This is a genomic window from Streptomyces daliensis (assembly GCF_054782395.1).
Genome location: NZ_BAAGSO010000123.1, coordinates 37,083 through 59,700, shown reverse-complemented (window position 1 = coordinate 59,700; position 22,618 = coordinate 37,083). Strand labels below are relative to the sequence as shown.

The 22,618-nt window shown below is 73.7% G+C and carries 20 protein-coding genes; 14 read left to right on the top strand and 6 right to left on the bottom strand.

Annotation, left to right across the window (positions count from 1 at the left end; all coding sequences use genetic code 11):
* The first annotated feature begins 846 nt into the window (after window positions 1-846).
* From ACYVOO_RS35665 to ACYVOO_RS35635, 7 genes are all read left to right on the top strand, one after another.
* Complete coding sequence (locus ACYVOO_RS35665) at window positions 847-3,057, top strand: tetratricopeptide repeat protein (protein WP_461019878.1); 2,211 nt, start codon at window positions 847-849, stop codon at window positions 3,055-3,057.
* A gap of 178 nt (window positions 3,058-3,235) precedes the next feature.
* A complete protein-coding gene (ald, locus tag ACYVOO_RS35660; protein ID WP_461019877.1) occupies window positions 3,236-4,351 on the top strand; it encodes an alanine dehydrogenase in 1,116 nt (371 codons plus the stop codon).
* Between the two features lie 541 nt (window positions 4,352-4,892).
* Window positions 4,893-5,939 carry a ParA family protein gene (locus ACYVOO_RS35655; protein WP_461019870.1) on the top strand — a complete coding sequence of 349 codons (1,047 nt, stop codon included), beginning with the start codon at window positions 4,893-4,895 and terminating at the stop codon, window positions 5,937-5,939.
* Window positions 5,936-6,811: a hypothetical protein gene (locus ACYVOO_RS35650; protein ID WP_461019869.1), complete on the top strand. Its 876-nt coding sequence runs from the start codon at window positions 5,936-5,938 to the stop codon at window positions 6,809-6,811. Before ACYVOO_RS35655 ends, ACYVOO_RS35650 begins: the two co-directional genes overlap by 4 nt.
* 96 nt (window positions 6,812-6,907) lie before the next feature.
* On the top strand, window positions 6,908-8,074 hold the full coding sequence (locus ACYVOO_RS35645) for a segregation and condensation protein A (RefSeq protein WP_461019868.1): 1,167 nt from the start codon (window positions 6,908-6,910) through the stop codon (window positions 8,072-8,074).
* Window positions 8,071-8,790, top strand: coding sequence for an SMC-Scp complex subunit ScpB (scpB, locus tag ACYVOO_RS35640; RefSeq protein WP_461019867.1), 720 nt, complete (start codon window positions 8,071-8,073; stop codon window positions 8,788-8,790). The genes ACYVOO_RS35645 and scpB overlap by 4 nt, the downstream gene beginning before the upstream one ends.
* Window positions 8,790-10,130 (top strand): pseudouridine synthase, encoded by a 1,341-nt coding sequence (locus tag ACYVOO_RS35635; protein WP_461019866.1) that lies wholly within the window; start codon window positions 8,790-8,792, stop codon window positions 10,128-10,130. The genes scpB and ACYVOO_RS35635 overlap by 1 nt, the downstream gene beginning before the upstream one ends.
* Window positions 10,131-10,169: 39 nt before the next feature.
* Here the strand turns inward: ACYVOO_RS35635 and ACYVOO_RS35630 are convergent, their stop codons facing one another.
* The gene (locus ACYVOO_RS35630; RefSeq protein ID WP_453350979.1) at window positions 10,170-10,490 is read right to left on the bottom strand and encodes a DUF952 domain-containing protein; all 321 of its coding nucleotides are present in this window, start codon (window positions 10,488-10,490) and stop codon (window positions 10,170-10,172) included.
* Window positions 10,491-10,618: 128 nt separating this feature from the next.
* Here ACYVOO_RS35630 and aroH point away from each other — a divergent pair, with 128 nt between their 5' ends.
* The 5 genes from aroH (at window position 10,619) to der (ending at window position 15,256) form a co-directional block, all read left to right on the top strand.
* Window positions 10,619-10,981: a chorismate mutase gene (aroH, locus tag ACYVOO_RS35625; RefSeq protein WP_461019865.1), complete on the top strand. Its 363-nt coding sequence runs from the start codon at window positions 10,619-10,621 to the stop codon at window positions 10,979-10,981.
* Window positions 10,981-12,069, top strand: coding sequence for a prephenate dehydrogenase (locus ACYVOO_RS35620; RefSeq protein WP_461019864.1), 1,089 nt, complete (start codon window positions 10,981-10,983; stop codon window positions 12,067-12,069). The genes aroH and ACYVOO_RS35620 overlap by 1 nt, the downstream gene beginning before the upstream one ends.
* A 155-nt stretch (window positions 12,070-12,224) precedes the next feature.
* Complete coding sequence (gene cmk / locus ACYVOO_RS35615; protein ID WP_461019863.1) at window positions 12,225-12,956, top strand: (d)CMP kinase; 732 nt, start codon at window positions 12,225-12,227, stop codon at window positions 12,954-12,956.
* A gap of 74 nt (window positions 12,957-13,030) precedes the next feature.
* On the top strand, window positions 13,031-13,618 hold the full coding sequence (locus tag ACYVOO_RS35610) for a lysophospholipid acyltransferase family protein (RefSeq protein ID WP_461019876.1): 588 nt from the start codon (window positions 13,031-13,033) through the stop codon (window positions 13,616-13,618).
* A 150-nt stretch (window positions 13,619-13,768) separates the two neighbouring features.
* A complete protein-coding gene (der, locus tag ACYVOO_RS35605; protein WP_461019862.1) occupies window positions 13,769-15,256 on the top strand; it encodes a ribosome biogenesis GTPase Der in 1,488 nt (495 codons plus the stop codon).
* A 107-nt stretch (window positions 15,257-15,363) separates the two neighbouring features.
* Here the strand turns inward: der and ACYVOO_RS35600 are convergent, their stop codons facing one another.
* Window positions 15,364-15,657, bottom strand: a complete 294-nt coding sequence (locus ACYVOO_RS35600; protein ID WP_461019861.1) for a hypothetical protein — start codon at window positions 15,655-15,657, stop codon at window positions 15,364-15,366.
* Between the two features lie 167 nt (window positions 15,658-15,824).
* Window positions 15,825-16,652 carry a hypothetical protein gene (locus ACYVOO_RS35595; protein ID WP_461019875.1) on the bottom strand — a complete coding sequence of 276 codons (828 nt, stop codon included), beginning with the start codon at window positions 16,650-16,652 and terminating at the stop codon, window positions 15,825-15,827.
* A gap of 469 nt (window positions 16,653-17,121) precedes the next feature.
* Here ACYVOO_RS35595 and ACYVOO_RS35590 point away from each other — a divergent pair, with 469 nt between their 5' ends.
* Window positions 17,122-17,745 carry a LysM peptidoglycan-binding domain-containing protein gene (locus ACYVOO_RS35590; protein WP_461019860.1) on the top strand — a complete coding sequence of 208 codons (624 nt, stop codon included), beginning with the start codon at window positions 17,122-17,124 and terminating at the stop codon, window positions 17,743-17,745.
* 213 nt (window positions 17,746-17,958) lie between these two features.
* Entirely contained in the window at window positions 17,959-18,681 is a 723-nt protein-coding gene (locus ACYVOO_RS35585) for a transglycosylase family protein (protein WP_461019859.1), read from the top strand.
* Window positions 18,682-18,688: 7 nt separating this feature from the next.
* Here the strand turns inward: ACYVOO_RS35585 and ACYVOO_RS35580 are convergent, their stop codons facing one another.
* Genes ACYVOO_RS35580 through ACYVOO_RS35570 form a run of 3 tightly spaced genes read right to left on the bottom strand, consistent with a single transcriptional unit; the run spans window position 18,689 to window position 22,499 of the window.
* The gene (locus tag ACYVOO_RS35580) at window positions 18,689-19,366 is read right to left on the bottom strand and encodes an ATP-binding cassette domain-containing protein (protein ID WP_461019858.1); all 678 of its coding nucleotides are present in this window, start codon (window positions 19,364-19,366) and stop codon (window positions 18,689-18,691) included.
* Window positions 19,363-21,969, bottom strand: coding sequence for an ABC transporter permease subunit (locus ACYVOO_RS35575; RefSeq protein ID WP_461019857.1), 2,607 nt, complete (start codon window positions 21,967-21,969; stop codon window positions 19,363-19,365). The genes ACYVOO_RS35580 and ACYVOO_RS35575 overlap by 4 nt, the downstream gene beginning before the upstream one ends.
* Window positions 21,966-22,499: a hypothetical protein gene (locus ACYVOO_RS35570; RefSeq protein WP_461019856.1), complete on the bottom strand. Its 534-nt coding sequence runs from the start codon at window positions 22,497-22,499 to the stop codon at window positions 21,966-21,968. The genes ACYVOO_RS35575 and ACYVOO_RS35570 overlap by 4 nt, the downstream gene beginning before the upstream one ends.
* Window positions 22,500-22,618 lie beyond the last annotated feature (119 nt).

Here is a 22,618-nt window from a genome sequence, read left to right as displayed (position 1 = left end):
GCGAGGGGGCACCTCCCAGCGGTAGCTGGGGGAGGGTGGGCACAACCCGTGCCACCGGCCCGCCACACGCGGACGAAACCCCAAGGGGTACTCGGGCAGGCGCACCCCCGACAGGGGGTGTTGCGCGGGACGGTCGGCCCGGGGAGTGGGGACCGTAGGTCCCGCGCTGGGGTGGGCGTGCCGCCGCACGCCAAGGAGCCGACCCCAGCCCACCCGGAGTAGCGGTGGGTCACCGGCGGGACGGGGACGGGGTGGGGTGTCCCCGCAGGTCGAGAAAGTCACCGGCCGAACGCCAAAAACGAAACCTTCACGCCGAGGAGACACCCCGGCGCGGCACCGGACACCGTAGAACACGTACCCCACACGGCCACCGGCCCGAGCCAAGAATCACGCGGCGCCAGCCGCGAACTACCGGTCCACACGCCGCGCCGAAGCCACCGGCCAGGCAGCCGAACACGGCGCCAAGCCACACGACGGCACCCCCGTGACGCGGCACAAAAATCAGCGCGGGACCCTGCGGCACCCACCACACCGGCGAACCGTCCCGCGCAACACCCCCGACGAACGGGGCACCGCCGTTTCCTTCCGCACCCCGCGAAGGGGACCCGCTGATCCGATGCAGTGATTTTCGGCCCGGTCACGGGCCCCGCGCTCCAAGCCCGACCGCACCCGGTGAACTACGCTCGGTGCGTTCCGCGCAGACGCAGGTGGACGGGAGCGTAACCCGTGACGGATCAGGCGGTGCAGCACACAGACGCGAGGCACGAGGCGGCCTCGGAGGCGGCCCCGGATCCGGCCGGGACGCCAGTCCTGGCCACCAGTGCGACCGGTCAGCTCCCAGAGCAGGTGCCGGACCAGGCCAAGGAACCCGGCCCCGGGTCCGGGCACGGGCCGAAGAGGGAACCGGCCCGTACCCCCGCCCGTACACCGGGTACAGCGCACCACCCCGCGCCCCGCGAGGACTTCGTGGGCAGGGCCCGCGAGCTGCGGGAACTGCGGGCCGACATCGAGCGCGCCGGACTGCACACGCTCTCGGGCCGTCCCTCCCCGCACAGCCGCGTCCTCCTCATCGCGGGCCGCCCGGGCTCGGGCCGCACCGCGCTGGCGGAGGAGTTCGTGCGGCGCAACGCCGACCGCTGGCCCGGCGGCGTGCTGCGGGCCCGCCTGACGGATCCGGGCGGCGTCCCCGTACCCCCGGAACGCACGGCCCGTGACCTCCTCGCCGCACTCGGCGCGGCGCCCGCCCCCGCCGGGGCGGACGAGGACGAGCTGTACGAGGCGCTGCGCGAAGCGCTCGGCAAGCGGCGCGTGCTGCTGCTCCTCGACGACGTCGCCTCGCCCGAGCAACTGCTCGACCTGCTGCCGGACACTCGCGACTGCCTCGTCGTCGCGGTGGGCGCGGGCCCGCTGACCGGCGTCCCGGATGTCCGTCCTTGCACGGTCGGCGGACTCGACCGCACGGCCGCCGTCCAACTGCTCGCGCGGCGCTCGGGCTCCGCGCCCCGCATCACCGTGGACCCGCGCAGCGCGGAGGCGCTGGCGGAGTCGTGCGGGGATCTGCCCGCCGCGCTCGCGCTGGCGGGCGGGTGGCTGGCCTCCAGGACCAAGCTGTCGGTCGCGGACGCGGCCAGGCGGCTCGCGGGCGCCCCCCAGTCCGATCCGCTGGAGCGGGCCTTCCGGCTGGTCTACGACTCGCTTCCGCAGACCGCCGCGCGCATGCTGCGCCTGCTCACTCTGGCCCCGGCCGGTTTCGTCGACACGCACACGGCCTCGGCTCTGGCGGGCTGCTCGGTCGGCGTGGCGCGCTCCACGCTGGACGAGTTCGTGAAGCTGGGCCTGCTGCACCCCGTACGCGCGAACGACGACCGGCAAGACGACCCGCACGGCGAGCGCGAGGACCGCGCCCCGGCCGTCGAGACGGCGGCGGGGCCCCACTACGCCCTGCCGCCCTGTCTCGACCCCCCGCTGCGCGCCCTGCTGGCGCAGCAGGAGCGGCAGGGCGAGGTGCTGCTGGCGCGGGCGCGGATGCTGGAGCGGACCGTACGGCAGCTCCAGGCGTGCCACGCCGTCACGCGCCCTGAGGGCTCCGCCGCGCGTGAGCAGTTCGAGGGGATGCCCCGGGCGCTGCGCTTCGCGTCGGCGGCCGAGGCCGGTGAGTGGCTGGAGGTGCGGCGGCCCGCGCTGTTGGCCGCCGCGCGGCTCGCGGTGGACGAGGGCGGCGGCGAGCTGGACACCCTGGCCCGCAGGCTGATCTCCGCGCTGGCCCGTGCCTTCGACGCGCACCGCACCCCCGAGGCGGCGGCTCCGGAGCTGTACCGGCTGCACGAGCTGGTCCTCGGTGTGGCCGAGCGCGGCGGGCTGCACCGCGAGCACGCTGCGGCGCTGCTCAATCTCGGCGATCTCGACGCGCACACGGGCAGGCTCACCCAGGCCGTCACCCGCTACCGCGCGGCGCTCGACGCCTCTCGGGCCGACGGCAGGGACGGTCCGGCGACGGGCCGCGCGCTGGAGTCGATCGGTGGCACCTACGCGGAGCTGGGCGACTGGGCGCGCGCCGCCGACTGGTACGGCAGGGCGCTCGCGCTGCGGCTGACGAACGGCGAGCGGGAGGCGGCGGCGCGGCTGCACGGCCGCATCGGTGCTGTGCACACCTTCGGCGGCCGGTTCGGGGACGCGCTGCGCGAGTGGCGGGCCGCCGCCGCGGCCTTCCGCAGGCTGCGGGATCCGCAGGCGCACGCGCGGGCGCTGAGCGAGGTGGCGCGGGTCCAGGAGTACGCGGGCCGTCCGCAGGAGTCGCTGCGCATCTGCCGTCTGGCGCTGAACGCGGCGAAGCGCGCCAAGGACGGGCGCCTTGAGGGGGCGCTGCGGCTGCGGCTGGCCGACGCCTGCGAGCGGGTGGGCGAGACGGCCGAGGCCCGTGAGCACAGGGCGGAGGCGGAACGCCTGCTGGGAGGGCCAGGGGGCGAGGGCGCGGGCACCGAGGGTGGTGACCCGGCGACCCGCAGTCGTAACACTGAGGGAGCCTGCGAAACCCATAGTCAATCCAAGAAAGATTGACCCTTTACAAGGCTGGACAGCTCAGGATCCTTCATTAGACTGGCTGGGCCGAGGCCGTCCCGGTCGCTTCCGGCATTCCCCCTATGTGCCCTGATGAGGTGGGATGCGCCCGGTTCTCTGCCTTCTTCGGAAGTCTTCTGAAGCCCCGAGACCCCCAGATTCAAGGACCGTGATCGACGTGAAGGTCGGCATCCCCCGCGAGGTCAAGAACAACGAGTTCCGCGTGGCCATCACCCCGGCCGGGGTGCACGAGTTGGTGCGCAACGGCCACCAGGTCTACGTGGAGCAGGGCGCAGGAACGGGCTCGTCCATCGCGGACGAGGAGTACGTCTCCGCGGGCGCCGGCATCCTGGCCACGGCCGACGAGGTGTGGGCCACCGCCGATCTGCTGCTCAAGGTGAAGGAGCCGGTCGCGGAGGAGTACCACCGCCTGCGCAAGGACCAGACGCTCTTCACGTATCTGCACCTCGCCGCCTCCCGCGAGTGCACCGACGCGCTGCTGGAGTCGGGCACCACGGCCATCGCCTACGAGACCGTCGAGACGGCGGGCCGTCAGCTTCCGCTGCTCGCCCCGATGTCCGAGGTCGCGGGCCGCATCGCGCCCCAGGTCGGCGCGTACCACCTGATGGCCTCGGCCGGTGGCCGCGGCGTGCTGCCCGGCGGCGTGCCCGGTGTCCACGCGGGCCGCGCCGTCGTCATCGGCGGCGGCGTGTCCGGCTGGAACGCCACCCAGATCGCCATCGGCCTGGGCTTCCATGTGACGCTGCTGGACAAGGACATCAGCAAGCTGCGCGAGGCCGACAAGATCTTCGGCACCAAGGTGCGCACCGTCACCTCGAACGCGTACGAGCTGGAGCGCGCGGTCATGGAGGCCGACCTCGTCGTGGGTGCCGTGCTGATCCCCGGTGCCAAGGCGCCGAAGCTCGTCACCAACGAGCTGGTGTCGCGCATGAAGCCGGGAAGTGTCCTTGTCGACATCGCGATCGATCAGGGCGGCTGCTTCGAGGACTCGCGCCCGACGACGCACGCGCAGCCGACGTTCAAGGTGCACGACTCGGTCTTCTACTGCGTCGCGAACATGCCGGGTGCGGTGCCCAACACCTCGACCCACGCGCTGACGAACGCCACGCTGCCCTACATCGTCGAGCTGGCGAACCGGGGCTGGCGCGAGGCGCTGCGGCGTGACGCCGCGCTGGCCAAGGGCCTCAACACGCATGACGGCGAGGTCGTCTACGGGCCCGTCGCGGAGGCGCACGGGCTGCCGAGCCGGGATCTCATCTCGCTGCTGGGCTGATCGACCGCCGCTCGACCGCGGCCCGGAAGTCGACCCGGCGCGTCGCGGTCAACCCGACGCGTCAACGTCGGCAACATCACGTCACCGGCCGGACCTTGCCGCGCGAGGTTCGGCCGGTGGCGTAACCGATGGCACACCGCCGACCCTGTGGCCATGGCTCAACTCGCCTTGAACGTCACACTCTCACCGTTTTGCCCACCCGGGAAACGGGTCCGAGTGCCCTCTGTGCCTCTTGACATCAGGGTGTTGACTTGCCGACACATCGTGCCGTCTCCGGCGGATTGTGTTGCTGTGAACCGCCGACACGCCATAGAGTCGCCAACCGTCGGCATGGTGTCACGCTGACCTGTCTAGAAGTTTCCTGGTCACCAAGGAGGTAGGACGACTTGTGAATGAGTCGACATTTTCTCCCGGGGGTGGTCAACCAGGAGCGCCTGCGAGGGACCGGGGTCCCTCGGGGCCCGAGGCTGTCGGCTCCGTCGCCGTCCGCACCTTCGCATCCCGTCAGAACTCCACACCGAACACGACAGCCCACCAGAGCATGGACGGCCACCACGTGAACGCCATGGCCGGGGACCCCGCGGGCGGCCAGTCCGCCGAGCGCGTCGCCGACTACAGTGACCCGAAGTACGCCGTTCCGCACGGCGAGCTGCCCGAGGGGCACTTCTACGACCCCGACGCGGAGTACGAGCCGGACCCCGAGTACGCGGCCACTCTCGCGCCCGACGCCGCGCGTCAGCGCCGCGAGCGTGTCGGCCCGACCGGGCGCCCCCTCCCGTACTTCCCGATCCCCGGACCCGTCAGCGAGCACGGCCCGGCGAAGATCATCGCGATGTGCAACCAGAAGGGCGGCGTCGGCAAGACGACGTCGGCCATCAACCTGGGCGCCGCGCTCGCCGAGTACGGACGCCGGGTGCTGCTGGTCGACTTCGACCCGCAGGGCGCGCTCTCCGTGGGCCTCGGTGTGAACCCGATGGAGCTGGACCTCACCGTCTACAACCTGCTCATGGAGCGGGGGCTCGCGCCCGACGAGGTGCTGCTGAAGACGGCGGTCGCGGGGATGGACCTGCTTCCCAGCAATATCGACTTGTCGGCCGCCGAGGTCCAGTTGGTCAGCGAGGTAGCGCGCGAGTCGACACTCCAGCGCGCCCTGGGCCCGCTGCTGAACGACTACGACTTCATCGTCATCGACTGCCAGCCCTCGCTGGGCCTGCTCACGGTCAACGCGCTGACGGCCGCGCACAAGGTGATCGTGCCGCTGGAGTGCGAGTTCTTCGCGCTGCGCGGTGTGGCCCTGCTGACCGAGACGATCGAGAAGGTGCAGGAGCGGCTCAACCCGGAGCTGGAGCTCGACGGCATCCTCGCGACGATGTACGACTCGCGCACCGTGCACAGCCGCGAGGTCCTGGCGCGGGTGGTGGAGGCGTTCGACAACCACGTCTACCACACGGTCATCGGCCGCACCGTCCGCTTCCCCGAGACCACCGTCGCCGGTGAGCCGATCACGACGTACGCCTCCAACTCCGTCGGTGCCGCCGCCTACCGCCAGCTCGCCAGGGAGGTGCTCGCCCGGTGCCACGCCGAGTGAGTCTGCCGGCAGCCGACGAACTGTTCCGTACCACCGGGGGATCCGCCGTCCAGCCCTCGGCCCCCCAGCAGGAGAACCAGTCCAACGGTGAGGCACCCCCGCACGGCGGCGCCGGAACCGGTCAGGGCTCCGGTTCCGGCGCCCGCCCCGGACGGGTACCGGGGCCCGCCGCCGAGCCCGGCACAGGCACGGGGCCGACGGGCGCGGGGCACGGGGACGACGCGCACACGTCCTCGGACGAGGACGCCGAGTCCCCGTCCGCCGGTGGCACCTCCTCGGGCTCCGGGACGGGCCCGGGGGCGACGGGCGACGAGCACGGCGGCAGGGAAGCCCAGGAAAGCCAGGGGAAGCGTCAGCCGCAGCGGCAGAACTCCGTTCCGGCGCAGGGCACGGGACCGGGTCAGGCCCAGCGGCACGGCCAGCCCCAGGGCCAGCAGGGTCTGGGCAACGGCACGTCCGAGGGGCGGCGCTCCGTCGCCCAGGCGGCGGCGCAGGGCGTCCAGTCGCCGCAGTCGCAGTCTCCGTCGCAGGCGTCCCAGGGGCAGGGCCAGGGCCAGGCGGGTCCGGGGTCCTCGGCCGCCGCGCGCGGCCAGGCCAAGGGGCGGCAGGCCGCGGGCGGTTCGACGGCCAGGCGTGGCCGCGGGGCCAACCGCCGGCCCAGCGGGCGCGAGCGCCACGATGAGAAGATCACGGTCTATGTCTCCGCCGAGGAGCTGATGGACCTGGAGCACGCGCGGCTCGTGCTGCGCGGCGAGCACGGGCTCGCCGTCGACCGCGGCCGTATCGTCCGCGAGGCGGTCGCCGTGGTCCTCGCCGACCTCGAATCGCGGGGCGACGCGAGCATCCTCGTACGCCGCCTGCGGGGACGCTGAGCGGGCCCGGGTCCGGGTCCGGGCCCGGCGCCGGGCGGCCGTTGACCGGCCGTGCCGCCGCCGTCGGCGGTGGTGGTTGCCAGTACGCTGCCCGCGATGTCCACTCCTGACGACTACGCGGAGCCCCCGTCCAGAGCCGCACGCCGCCCCCTGGGCCGGGGCCCGGGCGCGTTCCCCGCGGTTCCGGAGGGCGAGGGCGAGCCGGAGCGCGCACCGGAGCCGGAACCGGCTCCCGAGCCGGAACCCGAGCCCGAGCTCGAGCCGGTCGTCACCGTCCCCGCACCGGCCGGGCCGGTACCGGCGGAGGCCCCCGCTCCCGTGGCGGAGGAGCCCGAGACGGAGCCCGAGGGGGAGTCCCCTCCCGAGAGCGAACCGGCCCCCGCCCCGGAACCGGACGACGGGCGGTTCAAGGTCGTCCTCGACAACTTCGAGGGGCCCTTCGACCTGCTCCTCCAGCTCATCTCCAAGCACAAGCTGGACGTCACCGAGGTCGCGCTGTCCAAGGTCACCGACGAGTTCATGGCGTACATCCACGCGATGGGCCCCGACTGGGACCTGGACCAGACGACGGAGTTCCTCGTCGTCGCCGCGACGCTGCTCGATCTGAAGGCCGCGCGGCTGCTGCCCACGGCGGAGGTCGAGGACGAGGCGGACCTCGCGCTGCTGGAGGCGCGGGACCTGCTGTTCGCGCGGCTGCTCCAGTACCGCGCGTACAAGGAGATCGCCGGAATCTTCGCGCGGCGGCTGGCCGACGAGTCGCGGCGCTACCCCCGTACCGTCGGCCTGGAGCCGCATCACGCCGAGCTGCTGCCCGAGGTCGTCATCAGCATCGGGGCCGAGGGCTTCGCCAGGCTCGCCGTGAAGGCGATGCAGCCGAAGCCGAAGCCGCAGGTGTACGTCGAGCACATCCACGCGCCCCTGGTCAGCGTCAGGGAGCAGGCCGAGGTGGTCGTGGCGCGGCTGCGGGAGCTGGGCGAGGTGACCTTCCGGACGCTGACCGAGGACGCGCCGGACACCCTCACCGTCGTCGCCCGCTTCCTGGCCCTCCTGGAGCTGTATCGCGAGCGCGCCGTAGCGCTGGAGCAGGAGGAGGCGCTGGGGGACCTCGTCGTGCGCTGGAGCGGGGGCGAGGCCGAGGCGGCGGAGGAGCTGGTGTCCGACGAGTTCGACCAGGGCCCGCAGCCGCTGCGCGACGAGCAAGCCCAGCGAGCAGAGCCGGACGCGCCGGAAGCACGGGACGACGACGAGGGAGCACGCGCATGAGCGAGGAGACGTACGAGCTTCCGGAACCCGCGGGGACCGAGCCCCAGGCCGGGGCGCAGGCCGGATCCCAGGCCGACCCCTCGGCCGAGCCCCCCGCGGGGGCCAGCGCGGTCGCCGAGCTGGAGCTGAAGCCCGCGCTGGAGGCCGTCCTGATGGTCGTCGACGAGCCCGCGACCGAGGAGCACCTGGCGAAGGTGCTCCAGCGCCGCCGCCGCGAGGTCTCGGACGCGCTGCGCGAGCTGGAGGACGAGTACGCGCGCCAGGGCCGCGGCTTCGAGCTGCGCCTCGTGGCCGGGGGCTGGCGCTTCTACACCCGCGCCGAGTACGCCGACGCCGTCGAGAGCTTCGTCCTCGACGGCCAGCAGGCGCGGCTCACGCAGGCCGCACTGGAGACGCTGGCCGTCGTGGCGTACCGGCAGCCGGTGAGCCGCTCCAGGGTCTCGGCGGTGCGCGGAGTGAACTGCGACGGGGTCATGCGGACCCTCCTCCAGCGGGGTCTGGTGGAGGAGGCGGGCACGGAACCCGAGACAGGTGCGATCCTGTACAGGACGACGCATTACTTTCTGGAGCGGATGGGCCTGCGCGGCCTGGACGAGCTTCCGGAACTGGCGCCCTTCCTCCCAGAGGCCGAGGCCGTCGAGGGGGACTCCCAGGAAGGCATGCCGTCGTTCGACGTAGACGACAGCGGCGACGACCCCCAGACGACGGAACATTGATGCGAAGCAGCGGCAGGAACACCGGCGGTAACCGCGATTACCGGGGCGCGGGCAACAAGCGCGACGACAAGCAGCAGCGTGCGGGCCGACCCCGTCCGGAAGAGCGCCGCTACGACCAGGACGGCGGCCGCCCTGGCGCGGGGCAGTCCCGTTCCGGCGGCGGCCCCTCCCGTTCCGGCGGCGGACAGGGCGGCTCGGGCGGCGGCGCGGGCTCCGGCTCCGGGGCCCGTAAGGGCGCGTCCGCGCCGAAGGGCGCGCGGACCGGCGGCCCCGGCGGGCCCGGTGGCCCCAAGGGCGGCCCCAAGAGCGGCCCCAAGGGCGGCTCCAGGAGCGGCGCGCCCTCCGGAGGCGGTCGGGGCGGCCCGCAGGGCTCCGGGGGCTCTCAGGGCGGCCAGGGCGCTCCGAAGGGGCCGCGCGGCGGCCCCGGCGGCTCGCAGGGCGCTCCGAAGGGCCCGAAGAGCGCGGCGCGGAACGTCACCAAGAGCGGCGCCCCCAAGGCGCGCGCCCGCAGGGCCTCGGCACCGGCACGGCCCCGCGAGTACGAGGCGCAGATCGAGGAGCGCAACAGGGCCCGGCACAGCAAGCCCGCGCTCCAGCTCCCCAAGACCTTCGGCGAGGTCGACGGCGAGCGGCTCCAGAAGGTGCTCGCCCGCGCGGGCATGGGCTCGCGCCGCGCCTGCGAGGAGCTGATCGAGCAGGCCAGGGTCGAGGTGAACGGCCAGATCATCCTGGAGCAGGGCCTGCGCGTCGACGCGCAGAAGGACGAGATCAAGGTCGACGGGCTGACCATCGCGACGCAGTCCTACCTCTTCTTCGCGCTGAACAAGCCCGCGGGCGTCGTCGCGTCGATGGAGGACCCGGACGGGCGCCAGTGCCTGGGCGACTACGTCCAGAACCGGGAGACCCGCCTCTTCCACGTCGGCCGCCTGGACACCGAGACCGAGGGCCTCATCCTGCTCACCAACCACGGCGAGCTGTCCCACCGGCTGACCCACCCCCGGTACGGCGTGAAGAAGACCTATCTGGCGGCCATCCAGGGCCCGCTGCCGCGCGATCTCGGCAAGCGGCTCAAGGACGGCATCAAGCTGGACGACGGGTACGCGCGTGCCGACCACTTCAAGGTCGTCGAGAACACGGGCAAGAACTACCTCGTCGAGGTCTCCCTCCACGAGGGCCGCAAGCACATCGTGCGGCGCATGCTCGCCGAGGCGGGCTTCCCCGTCGACAAGCTGGTGCGCACCCGCTTCGGGCCCATCGCGCTGGGCGACCAGAAGTCCGGCTGGCTGCGGCGCATGACCAACACCGAGGTCGGGATGCTGATGAACGAGGTCGGCCTCTGAGCGGTGCCGGTGCCTGAGCGGGGCCGGATTCGGCCCCGCTCAGGACCAGAGCGCCAGTGACACCGCGCGGCCGTCCTCGTCGCGCCGGACCTCCAGTATCCCGACGACGGCGGTCCGGTTGACGCGGCCGTAGACGTGGGGCCAGGGCTCCCAGCGGACGCGGGCCTCCAGCTTGTGCTCGTCGATCATCAGGGCCATCACGGGGCCCGCCGTCCCACGGAAGCGCGCGTCGGCCTCCGCCAGCGCAGCCTGCTCGTCGGGGGCGCAGGCGACGAAGCCGTCGTCCGTGAGGGCGGCCGGGGCGAACGGGCGGTCGGGGGCGACCAGCCAGTCGTCGAGCGGCGCCACAAGGAAGATCATGCCTCCCTGTCTAGCGTCTCAGTGTGCGGTCCCGAGGGACATCCGCGCGCGGACACGCTTACGCTGGTCGCCGCGGTGCCGAGCCGCGACGAGCACGGCAGGAACACGAGCGGGAGCGGAGCGAACACGTGGCGGTACGAGCGGTACGGGGCGCCGTCCAGTTGGACCGGGACGAGTCCGGGCACATGCACGAGCGGGTCTCCGAGCTGATCACGACCGTCCTGGAGCGCAACGCCCTGACGCCCGACGATCTGATCAGCGTCTGGTTCACGGCCACCCCCGACCTGCACAGCGACTTCCCGGCGGCTGCCGCGCGCAAGCTCGAGATCGTGGACGTTCCGCTGATCTGCGCCCAGGAGCTGGAGATCGAGGGCGCCATGCCGCGCGTGGTGCGCGTGCTCGCGCACATAGAGACCGGGCTGTCCAAGCAGGACGTCAGCCACGTCTACCTCGGCGCCGCCGCCGCGCTCCGCAAGGACATCGCCCAGTAATGCGCACAGCCCTCGTCCTCGGCACCGGACTCATCGGCACCTCGGCCGCGCTCGTCCTCGCGGCGCGCGGGGTGCGGGTGCATCTGCGTGACCACGAACCGGAGCGGGCCCGCACGGCCGCCTCCCTGGGCGCGGGCACCCTGGACGAGCCCGAGGGCCCCGTCGACCTGGCGATCGTGGCCGTGCCGCCCACGCACATCGCCGCCGTCGTCGCCGAGGCGCAGGGCCAGGGGCTGGCGCGCGGCTACATCGACGTCGGCAGTGTGAAGGGCGGCCCGCTCGGGGAGCTGGAGCAGCTCGGCTGCGATCTGTCGACGTACCTCGGCACCCACCCCATGGCGGGCCGCGAGCAGAGCGGCCCGCTCGCAGCGGCCGGCGACCTCTTCGAGGGCCGCCCCTGGGTGCTGACCCCGACGGCGGCCACGGACACCGCGGTGCTCAACATGGCGCTGGAGCTGGTCGCGCTGTGCGGAGGGGTGCCGGTGGTGATGGACGCCGACGCGCACGACCGCGCCGTCGCGCTCGTCTCGCACACCCCGCAGTTGCTGTCCAGCATGGTCGCGGCCCGCCTGGAGAGCGCCGACGAGACGGCCGTACGCCTCTGTGGCCAGGGCATCAGGGACGTGACCCGGATCGCGGCCTCCGACCCCGCGATGTGGGTGGAGATCCTCTCCGCCAACCCGGGGCCCGTCGCCGACATCCTCGCCGAGGTGGCGGGGGACCTGGACGAGACGGTGCGGGCGCTGCGCGCCCTGGAGTCCGCCGACCTGGAGAAGCGCGGCGGAGGCGTGGACGGCATCGAGCGGATGCTGCGCCGGGGCAACGCGGGCCGCACACGGGTGCCGGGCAAGCACGGCCAGGCCCCCGCAGCCTACGAGACGGTCGCGGTGCTGATCAGCGACCAGCCGGGCGAGCTGTCGCGCATCTTCGCGGACGCGGGAGCGGCCGGGGTGAACATCGAGGACGTGCGGATCGAGCACTCCACGGGCCAGCAGGCCGGACATGTGCAGATCATGGTCGAGCCGGGTGCCGTGCGGATGCTCAAGGCGGCCCTGCGGGAGCGGGGCTGGTCCATCCGCCAGGAGTGAGCGCGGGGCCGGGCCCGGGACGCCGTGTGAGGGGTGGGACGGCGGGGGCCGCACCGGTTTCCCGATGTCGGCTCCTCGCGTGAGGCAGGTAGCCTTGGGCGGGGCCATTCGGCCCTCGCGCTCCTGCCCGTGTTTCGAGAAAGGTCACCCCCACCGTGTCTGTAGTGATTGTCGCCATCGACGGCCCCGCCGGCACGGGCAAGTCCAGCACGTCGAAGGCGGTCGCGGCCAAGCTGGGGCTGAGCTACCTCGACACCGGAGCGCAGTACCGCGCGATCACCTGGTGGATGCTGACCAACGGCGTCGACGTGAACGACGCGGACGCCGTGGCCGCCGCCGCGGGCAAGCCCTCGATCGTCTCCGGCACGGACCCGGCCGAGCCCACGATCTTCGCCGACGGGCAGGACGCCTCGGGCCCCATCCGTACGCAGGAGGTCTCGGCGGCGGTCAGCGCGGTCAGCGCCGTGCCCGAGGTGCGCACCGTGATCACCGAGCTTCAGCGCACCATCGCGGCCGGGGCCGAGCGCGGCATCGTCGTCGAGGGCCGGGACATCGGCACCACCGTCCTGCCGGACGCCGATCTCAAGGTCTTCCTCACCGCCTCGGCCGAGGCCAGGGCGGCCCGGCGCAGCGGCGAGCTGAAGGGCAAGGAGGCCACCGACCTCGGCGCCACGCGCGAGGCACTGGCCAAGCGGGACCAGGCCGACTCCAGCCGTAAGACCTCCCCGCTCAAGAAGGCGGACGACGCGGTCGAGGTGGACACCACCGAGCTGTCCCTGGACCAGGTCATCGAGTGCGTCGTCACCCTGATCGACAAGGCGGCGACGGAGAAGGCGGCACGCGAGCAGGCCGCTGAGGACCAGAAGGCGGGGCAGGCCGCCACGTGACCGGCAAGGCAGAGCCGGCCCCCGTGCCCAGCGCGCGCGGGGCCGCCACGGGGCGGCGCATCGGCATCGGGCTGATGTACGGGCTGTGGAAGCCCCGCGTCCTGGGCGCCTGGCGGGTGCCGCCGACGGGGCCCGCGATACTGGCGGTCAACCACTCCCACAACATCGACGGCCCGATGCTGATGGGCACGGCCCCCAGGCCCGTGCACTTCCTGATCAAGGCGGAGGCGTTCGTCGGCCCCCTCGACCCGTTCCTGACGGGCATCGGCCAGGTCAAGGTCGACCGCACCACCGCCGACCGCGCCGCCATCGGCAACGCGCTCGGCGTGCTGGAGCGGGGCGGGGTGCTCGGCATCTTCCCGGAGGGCACCAGGGGAGAGGGCGACTTCGCCTCGCTCCGCTCGGGCCTCGCGTACTTCGCCGTACGCTCGGGGGCGCCCGTCGTCCCCGTGGCCGTGCTGGGCAGCGCCGAGCGGCGCTCCCGGCTGATAGGGGCCCTGCCGCCGCTGCGCAGCAGGGTCGACGTCGTCTTCGGCGACCCGTTCGAGGCGGGGGACGGCAGCGGGCGGCGCACCAGGGCGGCGCTGGACGAGGCGACGGTGCGCGTCCAGAAGCGGCTCACCGACCACCTGGCCGAGGCGAAGCGGCTCACGGGGCGCTGATGGTGCGGACTCCGGGGCGCGGATGCTCCGGGGCCGCGGCCCGACCGTACAGAACCGTACAGACGTGAAGCAGCGGCCTCCCGTACGTGCCCGAACCGGCGCGCACGGGGGCGGCGGACCACCTGAGAAGAACGACGAGGACGAGACGTCATGAACGACCAGAACCACTCCGGCGGCTCCGGCGGCGACGAGCACGAGCATGGTGAGCTGGGCGACGCCGAGTTCGCGGAGTTCATGGAGATCGCCGCGGAGGAGGGCTTCGACCTCGAAGAGGTGGAGGGCGCGCTCGGCGAGGCCGGGCACGGCCCGCTGCCGGTCCTGGCGGTCGTGGGCCGCCCGAACGTCGGCAAGTCGACTCTCGTGAACCGCGTCATCGGCCGCCGCGAGGCCGTCGTCGAGGACCGTCCCGGAGTCACCCGCGACCGCGTCACCTACGAGGCGGAGTGGGCGGGCCGCCGCTTCAAGGTCGTCGACACCGGCGGCTGGGAGCAGGACGTGCTCGGCATCGACGCCTCCGTCGCCGCGCAGGCCGAGTACGCGGTGGAGGCGGCCGACGCGGTCGTCTTCGTCGTGGACGCGCAGGTCGGCGCGACGGACACGGACGAGGCCGTCGTGAAGCTGCTGCGCCGCGCGGGCAAGCCCGTGGTGCTGTGCGCCAACAAGGTGGACGGCCCCTCGGCCGAGGCGGAGGCCGCGTACTTGTGGTCGCTGGGCCTCGGCGAGCCGCACCCCGTGTCGGCCCTGCACGGGCGCGGCACGGGCGATCTGCTGGACGCGGTGCTGGAGGCGCTGCCCGAGGCGCCGGAGCAGAGCTTCGGCGCGGGCGGGCTCGGCGGGCCCCGGCGGGTGGCGCTGATCGGCCGTCCGAACGTGGGCAAGTCGTCGCTGCTGAACAAGGTGGCGCGCGAGGACCGCGTCGTCGTCAACGAGGTCGCGGGCACGACCCGTGACCCGGTCGACGAGCTGATCGAACTGGGCGGCAAGACCTGGAAGTTCATCGACACGGCGGGCATCAGGCGCCGCGTCCACCTCCAGGAGGGCGCCGACTACTACGCCTCACTGCGCACCGCGGCGGCGCTGGAGAAGGCGGAGGTCGCTGTCGTGCTGATCGACGTCAGCGAGGAGATCAGCGTCCAGGACCAGCGCATCATCACCATGGCGGTGGAGGCGGGCCGCGCGCTCGTCATCGCCTACAACAAGTGGGACACCCTCGACGAGGAGCGCCGCTTCTACCTGGAGCGGGAGATCGAGCGCGACCTCGTGCAGGTGCAGTGGGCGCAGCGCGTCAACGTCTCGGCGCGCACAGGGCGGCACATGGAGAAGCTGGTCCCGGCGATCGAGACCGCGCTGGAGGGCTGGGAGACCCGGGTGCCGACCGGGCGGCTGAACTCCTTCCTCGGCGAGATCGTCGCCTCGCACCCGCACCCGGTGCGCGGCGGCAAGCAGCCCCGCATCCTGTTCGGCACCCAGGCGGGCACCAGGCCCCCGCGGTTCGTCCTCTTCGCCTCCGGCTTCCTGGAGGCGGGCTACCGGCGCTTCATCGAGCGGCGGCTGCGCGAGGAGTTCGGCTTCGCGGGCACGCCGATCCACCTGTCGGTGCGGGTGCGCGAGAAGCGGGGCCGGAACAAGAAGAAGTAGGACGCGCTGGACGTCCGCTTGGGCGCGCGACAGGGGCGGGGCGGTGAGCATGTGCTCGCCGCCCCGCCCCTGTTCCTGCCGCCCCCTCGTGCGTGCGCCGTCCCGGGTCAGAGGCCGTACGCATGCCCGTCGCGCGGGCCCGGCGGGAGGGCGGGGAGTGGCCGCTGCCGTGCGGCCTCCACGCCCCAGTTGCTGCTCCAGCTTCCGCTGTGCCAGGCGGTGGTGTCCCAGTTGCCCGTGCCCGTGCCGTGCACCGTCCCGAAGCCCTCGAACCGCAGCTCCTCCTCGCCCGTGCGGTCTCCCGGGAGCGCCCGGAAGAGTCTGCGGTACTCCGCGTAGAGCGAGTCGTAGATCGGCGTGCCGGAGCCTGTTCCGGGAAGCGTGTCGTGCGCCCCGCGCATGCCGGGGATCTGGCTCTGGTTGAGGTGCGGATTGTGGGCTCGGGGAGGTTCGTAAGGGTGCACGTCTGAGCCAACGACCGCGTTGCCGGGCGGATGCGGGCGCCGCCGTTGAATGACCTGATCGCACGGGTGGCGGTGCGGTGGCGCGGGCGCGTGGCCGGTGCCGCTCATGTACCCGCGAGGGGCATCGTCGCGGCGACGAGCACGCCGTGCAGCGCGGCCTTCTCCAGCGCCTCGCGCAGCAGGTCCTCGCGGGGCTGCTGGCCGATGGATCCGGCGGGGGCGCCGTAGACGATGACGCTGCTGTTCTTGTTGGCGGCGGTGCGCCAGCCCTCGGTGACCGCGAGCGGCTGGTGCGCCTGCCACCAGGAGGTGGGCTGGGCGCTGCCCTGCGTGGGCGGCTGGAGGATGGCGTGCAGCTGGCCGACGGCGAGCAGCACGGACCAGCCGCCCAGCGTCCCCGGCACGTACGCCACGTCGTTGACCGGCGTGAAGCCCTGCTCGATGAGGAGGGGGAGGAAGTCGTCGCCGGGCCCGTCGGAGCCGGGGCGGGCGATGGGGCCCGTCGGCTCGACGACGAGCGCGGCGTGCAGCGTCTCACCGAGGAGCACCTGGCCGCAGGTGACGCCCAGCACGGCCTGGCGCGGCGCGGGCCGTGGCCCCTCGGCGGGGACGGGGGCCATCGGTGCGGGGGACGGAGCGGGCACGGTCCGGGCCGCGCCGCCGTCGTCGCCGGTGATGGTCCGTACGGCGCCCTGGACCTGCTCCTCGGAGACCGCGACGACCTGCGAGGGGATGCAGGTGGCGTGCGCGAAGGCGAGCACGGCCGTCTCCTCGCCGACGAAGAGGACGGTGCTGGTGCGCTCCTGGCCGGTGTTCCCGGGGGTGCGGCACGAGGTGCAGTCGTAGCTGCCCGGGGCGTTCTCTCCGGCGAGAAGGCGGTTGGCCTCTTCGTCGCCGATCTCGGCGCGTACGTCGTCGCTGACATCGAGCATGGGGGACACGGGGGGCTCCTGGTGTTCGGTTCCTGTCCGTAAGGACAACGGGCGATCTGTGGTAGCGGTCACGCGCGAGCGGGAGCGGAATCCGCGCGTCCCCTGCGGAGGGTGAAAAAGCGGGGGAATCGCTCACGCTCCGTTAATCCCTGCCGGGGGCACGGAAGTTGAGGCGGTGAACTGAGTCACAGATCGCGACCGACGTCGGGCCTGAAATGATGACAAGAGGGTTTTTAGTGGGTGTCCGGAAATCGCCGCTATAACCGGTAACCGGCAACTGGCCTGGAGTGACGGGGAAGCGGTTGATGTCCGGGCAGGCACCTCCCTAGATTCCCGGCGGTGCAGAGAGCACCGCCCGGGACGGCGGGCGGGCGCCGACGCCGGACGCGTACGGCACCCGCGCGCAGCGGGGGAGACGGGGGTCTCCCGGGTTCGTGGAGAGGGATTCCTCTTGTCCATACGTCTGTCCATGCGTCGGACAACGGCAGTGCTCACAGGGGCCGGGCTCGTCGCCCCGCTCGCGCTGCTCGCCGCCACCGCCACGACGGCAGCCGCGGCGCCGAACGACGGAGTGTGGGACCGCCTCGCCCAGTGCGAGAGCGGTGGGAACTGGAGCACCAACACCGGCAACGGCTACTACGGCGGACTCCAGTTCTCCGCCGGTACGTGGCGTGCCTACGGCGGCGGGGCCTACGCGCCGACCGCCGACAAGGCCAGCAAGGCGCAGCAGATCGCCGTCGCCACCAAGGTCCAGGCCGCACAGGGATGGGGCGCCTGGCCCACCTGCTCGGCGAAGGCCGGGGCGAGCGGCAGCGCGCCCGCCGCGCCCCGGACCGGCGGTGGGAGCGACGGACAGGGCGACGGCCGGAGCGGTGGCCAGAGCGGCGGCCAGGGTGGCGCGGAGCGCGCCGACCGGGCCGACCGCGCTGGCGGTGCCTCGGGCCGCGGTGACTACACCGTGCGCGCGGGCGACACCCTGGGCTCCATCGCCGCAGCCCACGGCACGGACTGGCGCGCCGTCTACCGCGCCAACGAGGGCGTTATCGGCGCCGATCCCGACCTCATCGTGCCCGGCCAGCGGCTGACGCTCTGAGCGGTGCGCGGTGAGGTGCGCGCGGTGCGGCGTACGTGGTGACGCGTACGCGGTGAGGCGTGGACGGTGAGGTGTACGCGCCTCCGGGAACACCCCTTAGGGCCCCGCCCGGTCCGCCGACCGGGTGGGGTCCGCGTGTCGGGTGGGCCCGGTTGGGGTGTTCCCGGACACGGGCATGCCTAGCGTGTGCCGATGGCACTGAAGTGTGATCGTATGTCCCGAATCCGCGTGCTCGGCCGCGCCGTGTCCCGTCCGGCCGACCGGCACGAGAGCACTCCTGAATCCCTGGCCCGGTCCAGAGCCAGGGCCTGGTCGGGCTCCTCCACGGTGCGTACGGGCGCCGTCGCCTTCACGGCTCTGGCGGCGGCGCTGATGCCGGGAGGAGCCGCGTTCGCGAGTGCGCCGTCGGGTGCGCCTGCCACCTCCGTGTTCGACGGATCGAGCGCCGGCAGATCGGACTGGCACCGCCTCGCGCAGTGCGAGAGCGGCGGGCGCTGGAGCACCAACACGGGCAACAACTACTACGGCGGGCTCCAGTTCGGGCAGCCCACCTGGAAGGAGTTCGGCGGTCTCAAGTACGCGCCGCGCGCCGACCTGGCCACCCCCGACCAGCAGATCGCCGTCGCCAAGAAGGTGCTGAAGACTCAGGGCTGGAAGGCGTGGCCCGTGTGCTCCAAGCGACACGGGCTCAGCGGCGGCGGCTCGGCGCGGCCCGCCGCCGAGCCGCGCGCCCAGCGCTCCACGCAGCGTGCGACGACGCGGCCCGGCGACCGCGTCCACGTCGTGCGCGAGGGCGAGAACCTGTCCGTCCTCGCCGAGCGCTACCGGCTCAGGGGCGGCTGGCAGTCGCTCTACCGCGCCAACTCCCGGGCCGTAGGGCCGCGCCCCGAGATGCTGGCCACGGGTACCAAGCTGGTCGTCCCGGGCAGTCGCTGACCCCTCTTCAGCGGGGAGCCCCCGGTTCGGCGGGCTCCCCGCTGAAGGCGACCGTGCCGCGCCGCAGTTCGTGCACGACGCAGGTGACGTCGGCGAGCGGCGCGCTGAGCGCCGTCTCCGCCACCACGACGGTGCGGCCCTCGCGGGTCGCGGCGGCCAGGAGCGCGTACGTACGGGCCGCGTGGGCCGGAGACATGCCCGAGGTGGGCTCGTCGAGGAGCAGAACGCGCGCGGGCGAGAGCAGGGCGCGGGTGACGGCGAGCATCCGCTGCTCGCCGCCGGAGAGGGTGGCCGCGTGGCGCGGGAGCAGCGCGGAGAGCGCGGGATAGGGGAGCGGGTTCGTCTCCGTGCCGGTGGGCTCGTTCCTCGTACGTGAGGAGAGCGCGAGGTTCTCGGCCACGGTGAGCCCGCCGAAGACCGCGCCCCGGTCCGGCACCAGGAACATGCCACGGCGGGCCCGTACCTGCGCGGGTGTCCCCGTCACGTCGGCGCCCCGCCACACCACCCGGCCGGCCGAGAGCGGTGCCATTCCCGCGAGGGCGCGCAGCACCGTCGTACGTCCCGAACCGTTGCGCCCCAGCAGCGCGGTGATCCGCGCCGAGGGGCAGACCAGGTCCACACCGTGCAGGGCCTCCAGCGGGCCGTAGCGGACACGGGCGCAGTGCAGGGCGAGTTCGACGGTCATCCGGGCGGCTCCAGGGTGTGGACGGTGTCCGCGAGTTCGGCGACGAGTGCGCGGTCGTGCTCGATGACGAGCAGCGCCATGCCGTCGGCTGCGAGCGCCCTCAGCAGGCGCACGAGGTCCGCCGTCTCCGCCGTGTCCAGACCGGCGGTGGGCTCGTCGAGAAGCAGCGTGTGCGGGTTCGTGGCCAGCGCGCGGGCGAGTTCGACGCGCCGCAGCACGGCGGTGGGCAGCCCGGCGGCCTGGGTGTCGCGCAGCGGCCCGAGCCGCAGCAGGCGCAGGGCGCGGTCGGTCGCGTCCCGCGTGGCGGGGGCGGAGAGGCCCGTGTACTCGGCGCCGACGCGCACGTTCTCGGCGACGGTCAGGGAAGGGAAGACGGCGAGCTGCTGGAACGTACGGGCGACGCCCAGCCGCGTGCGCGCGTGCGGGGGCAGCCCCGTGACGTCCCGCGTGCCGAGCAGCACCGTCCCGGAACGCGGACGCAGCGTGCCCGCGAGGCAGTGGAACAGGGTGCTCTTGCCCGCTCCGTTCGGGCCGACGAGGGCGGTGACGCGGTACGGGGGGACGGTGAGGCCGGTGTCGCGGAGCGCGAGGTGGCCGCCGTAGGCGGCAGTGACGGAGTGGGCGCGCAGGAGGGACGGGGCGGGGGTGGTCGGGCCTGGGTGCGGGCCCGGACATGTGCCCCCGTCCGCGTCCGCGCCTGTGCTGGTGGCGGTGATTGGGTTCGGGTCCGCGTCCGGGGCGGTGCGTGGTGTTCGGGCGTTGGGGGACGGCGCGGCGCTGGGGCGTTTCCTCGGGTGGACGACCGGGCGCCGTGGTGCGGGGCTTCCGTACGTCAGGCGTCGTGCCGCTTCCGTCAGGGCGGGGACCACCCCCGGGTGACGGCCCGTCAGCACCGCGAGGACGCCGATCACGGCAGCGGCCCAGCCGCCCTGGGCCCCCGCGTCGAGGCCCACCAGGAGCGCGGCGGCGGCCAGGGCCCCGATCACGCTGTCGGAGCCGAGGACCACGATCGCCGCGAACCACAGCAGCCCTCGCACGGGGTCGAAGGCGCCCGCGTCGAAGGCCCGTACGCCCATCGTCAGCATCCCGCCCCCGAGCGCCGCCAGCGCGGCGCCCGTGACGAATGTGGTCAGCTTCAGTGCGGGGACGGCGACTCCGGCGGCCGAGGCGGCGCGTTCGTCGTCGCGCAGTGCGGTGAGCGCGCGGCCGTGGCGTCCCCGGCGCAGCAGGGCGACGGTGGCGGCGGCGAGGGCGAGGAGGGCGAGTTCGAGCGTGTAGTAGGCGCGGTCGCCGTGGAACCAGGCGGGCCTGTCGGGTGCGAGACCGGCCGTCGCGTAGGGCTGGTCGAGCACGAATCTGCTCACCGTCAGCGAGAACGCGAGCGTGGTCAGCGCGAGTGCGAGGCCCTGGCGGCGGATCGCGGGCCAGCCGGTGAGCAGGCCGAGCGGCGCGACGAGCGCGACGGCCGCGGCGAGCGCCAGCAGGTTCGGCAGATGCGGGGACAGGTGTGCTGTGAACAGCGCGCCGAGGCCCGCGTAGGCGGCCTGGCCGAGCGAGATCTGTCCGCCGCGCCCGGTGACGACGACCAGGGACAGCAGGATCACCGCCAGCGCGGGCACCTGCACGGACGTGCGCAGATCGCTGCCCGCGAAGCCGAGCGGCAGGAGGAAGAGGATGGCGGCGACGAGCGGCAGCGGACCAGCGCCGTGCCTCGCGGCGAGGCGCGGGGGAGTGGGGCGTGACGCGGCTGAGGACGCGCCGGGCGTGGGCGGCGCGGGCAGGGCGAGGGCCGCGACGAGCAGCGCGACGGCGAAGAGGTTGGCGCCGAAGGACTGGAGGAGCGGCTGGGCCCAGTTCTCCGGGTGGAACCGGGTGAGCTGGCTCTGCGCGACGGCGACGGCGAGCGCGGCGCCGATCGCGACGGGCAGCCCGCGCATCCGCGCCACGACCGCGACGGCCATCACCTCCATGACGAGCAGCGGCAGCCCGTACGGGTCCAGGCGCAGCGCGGGCGCGAGGAGGACGCCGGTGAGACCGGCGGTGAACGTGCCGAAGGCCCAGCCCGCGGCGGAGACGCGGTCGGCGTGGATTCCGGTGAGGCGGGCGAGCGCGCGGTCGTCGACGACCGCGCGCAGTTCGCGACCGAAGCGCGTCCAGCGGGTCACGGCGGCCACGGCGAGGGCCAGCGCGAGGGTGGCGGCGAGCTGGATCCACGGGTCCTCGGGCAGGATGCGCGGCGCGTCGGAGCGTGCCCCCGTGCCCCACAGCAGCGTCGCGACGCCGACGAGGAGGACGAACACACCGAGCGAGGCGACGAGCGCGGGCACGGTCTCCCCGGCGAGGGGGCGGAATACGGCCAGGTCCAGCAGCAGCCCGAAGGCGGGCGCGAGAACGCACAGTGTGACGGCCGCCGCCAGCGGGAGGGGCCAGCCCCACTCGACGGTGAACTGCCGCAGCGCGTACGCGGCGACCATCGCGACGGCCCCGTGCGCGAGGTTGAGGACGCCGGTCGCGCGGTACGTGACGATCAGCCCGATGCCCGTCAGCGCGGCGGCGCTGCCGACGGCGAGTCCGGCGAGCGTGAGGTCGTAGGTGAGGCTCACGGCGTGCGCCCCGCACGGGGCGGCGCGTGGTCCCCCGGCTCGGGGCCGTGCGGCGGGGGACCGGACGACGGTGCGGGGTGGTCCGGTTCGCAGACGGGGCAGGGCTCGGCGCCCTGCGGCGCCGGTACCGCGTCGGGTCTGCCGTCCACGAGGGGGCAGTCGGGGCGGTGGGCGAGCCGTCCGCCGGGCACGGACAGGGGCGGCTCCGTCGAAGAGGCCACCGGTTCCAGGGGCTCGGGGGGTTCGGAGGGCTCCGGAGCCTCCCGTTCCGCACCCGCGCCCGTACCCGTACCCGTACCCCGGCCGATCCCCCCGGACAGCAGCACCGCACCCGCGACGATCAGCGCGGCCCCCGGCACCGTGCACGAGGCGAGATAGGGGAGCTGGCGCTCGGCGAAGCGTTCGCCGGAGACGCCGTACCAGCCGAGCGCGCACAGGACGCCGCCCGCGGCCAGGGCGGCCCAGCCCGCCCAGACTCCCCAGCCCGCCGTCCCAGCGCCGTCTCCCGGGCGCGCGCTCCAGGTCCTCATTCGGCTCCCCTTGTGCCTGTGCACGGCACGCGTTGAGGGGCACTATGCCGTGAGGAAGCCGAACGCAGAAGACCGACTACGTGCGGTGGTGAGGCAGATGTGCCGTGGGGGGCGTTGGG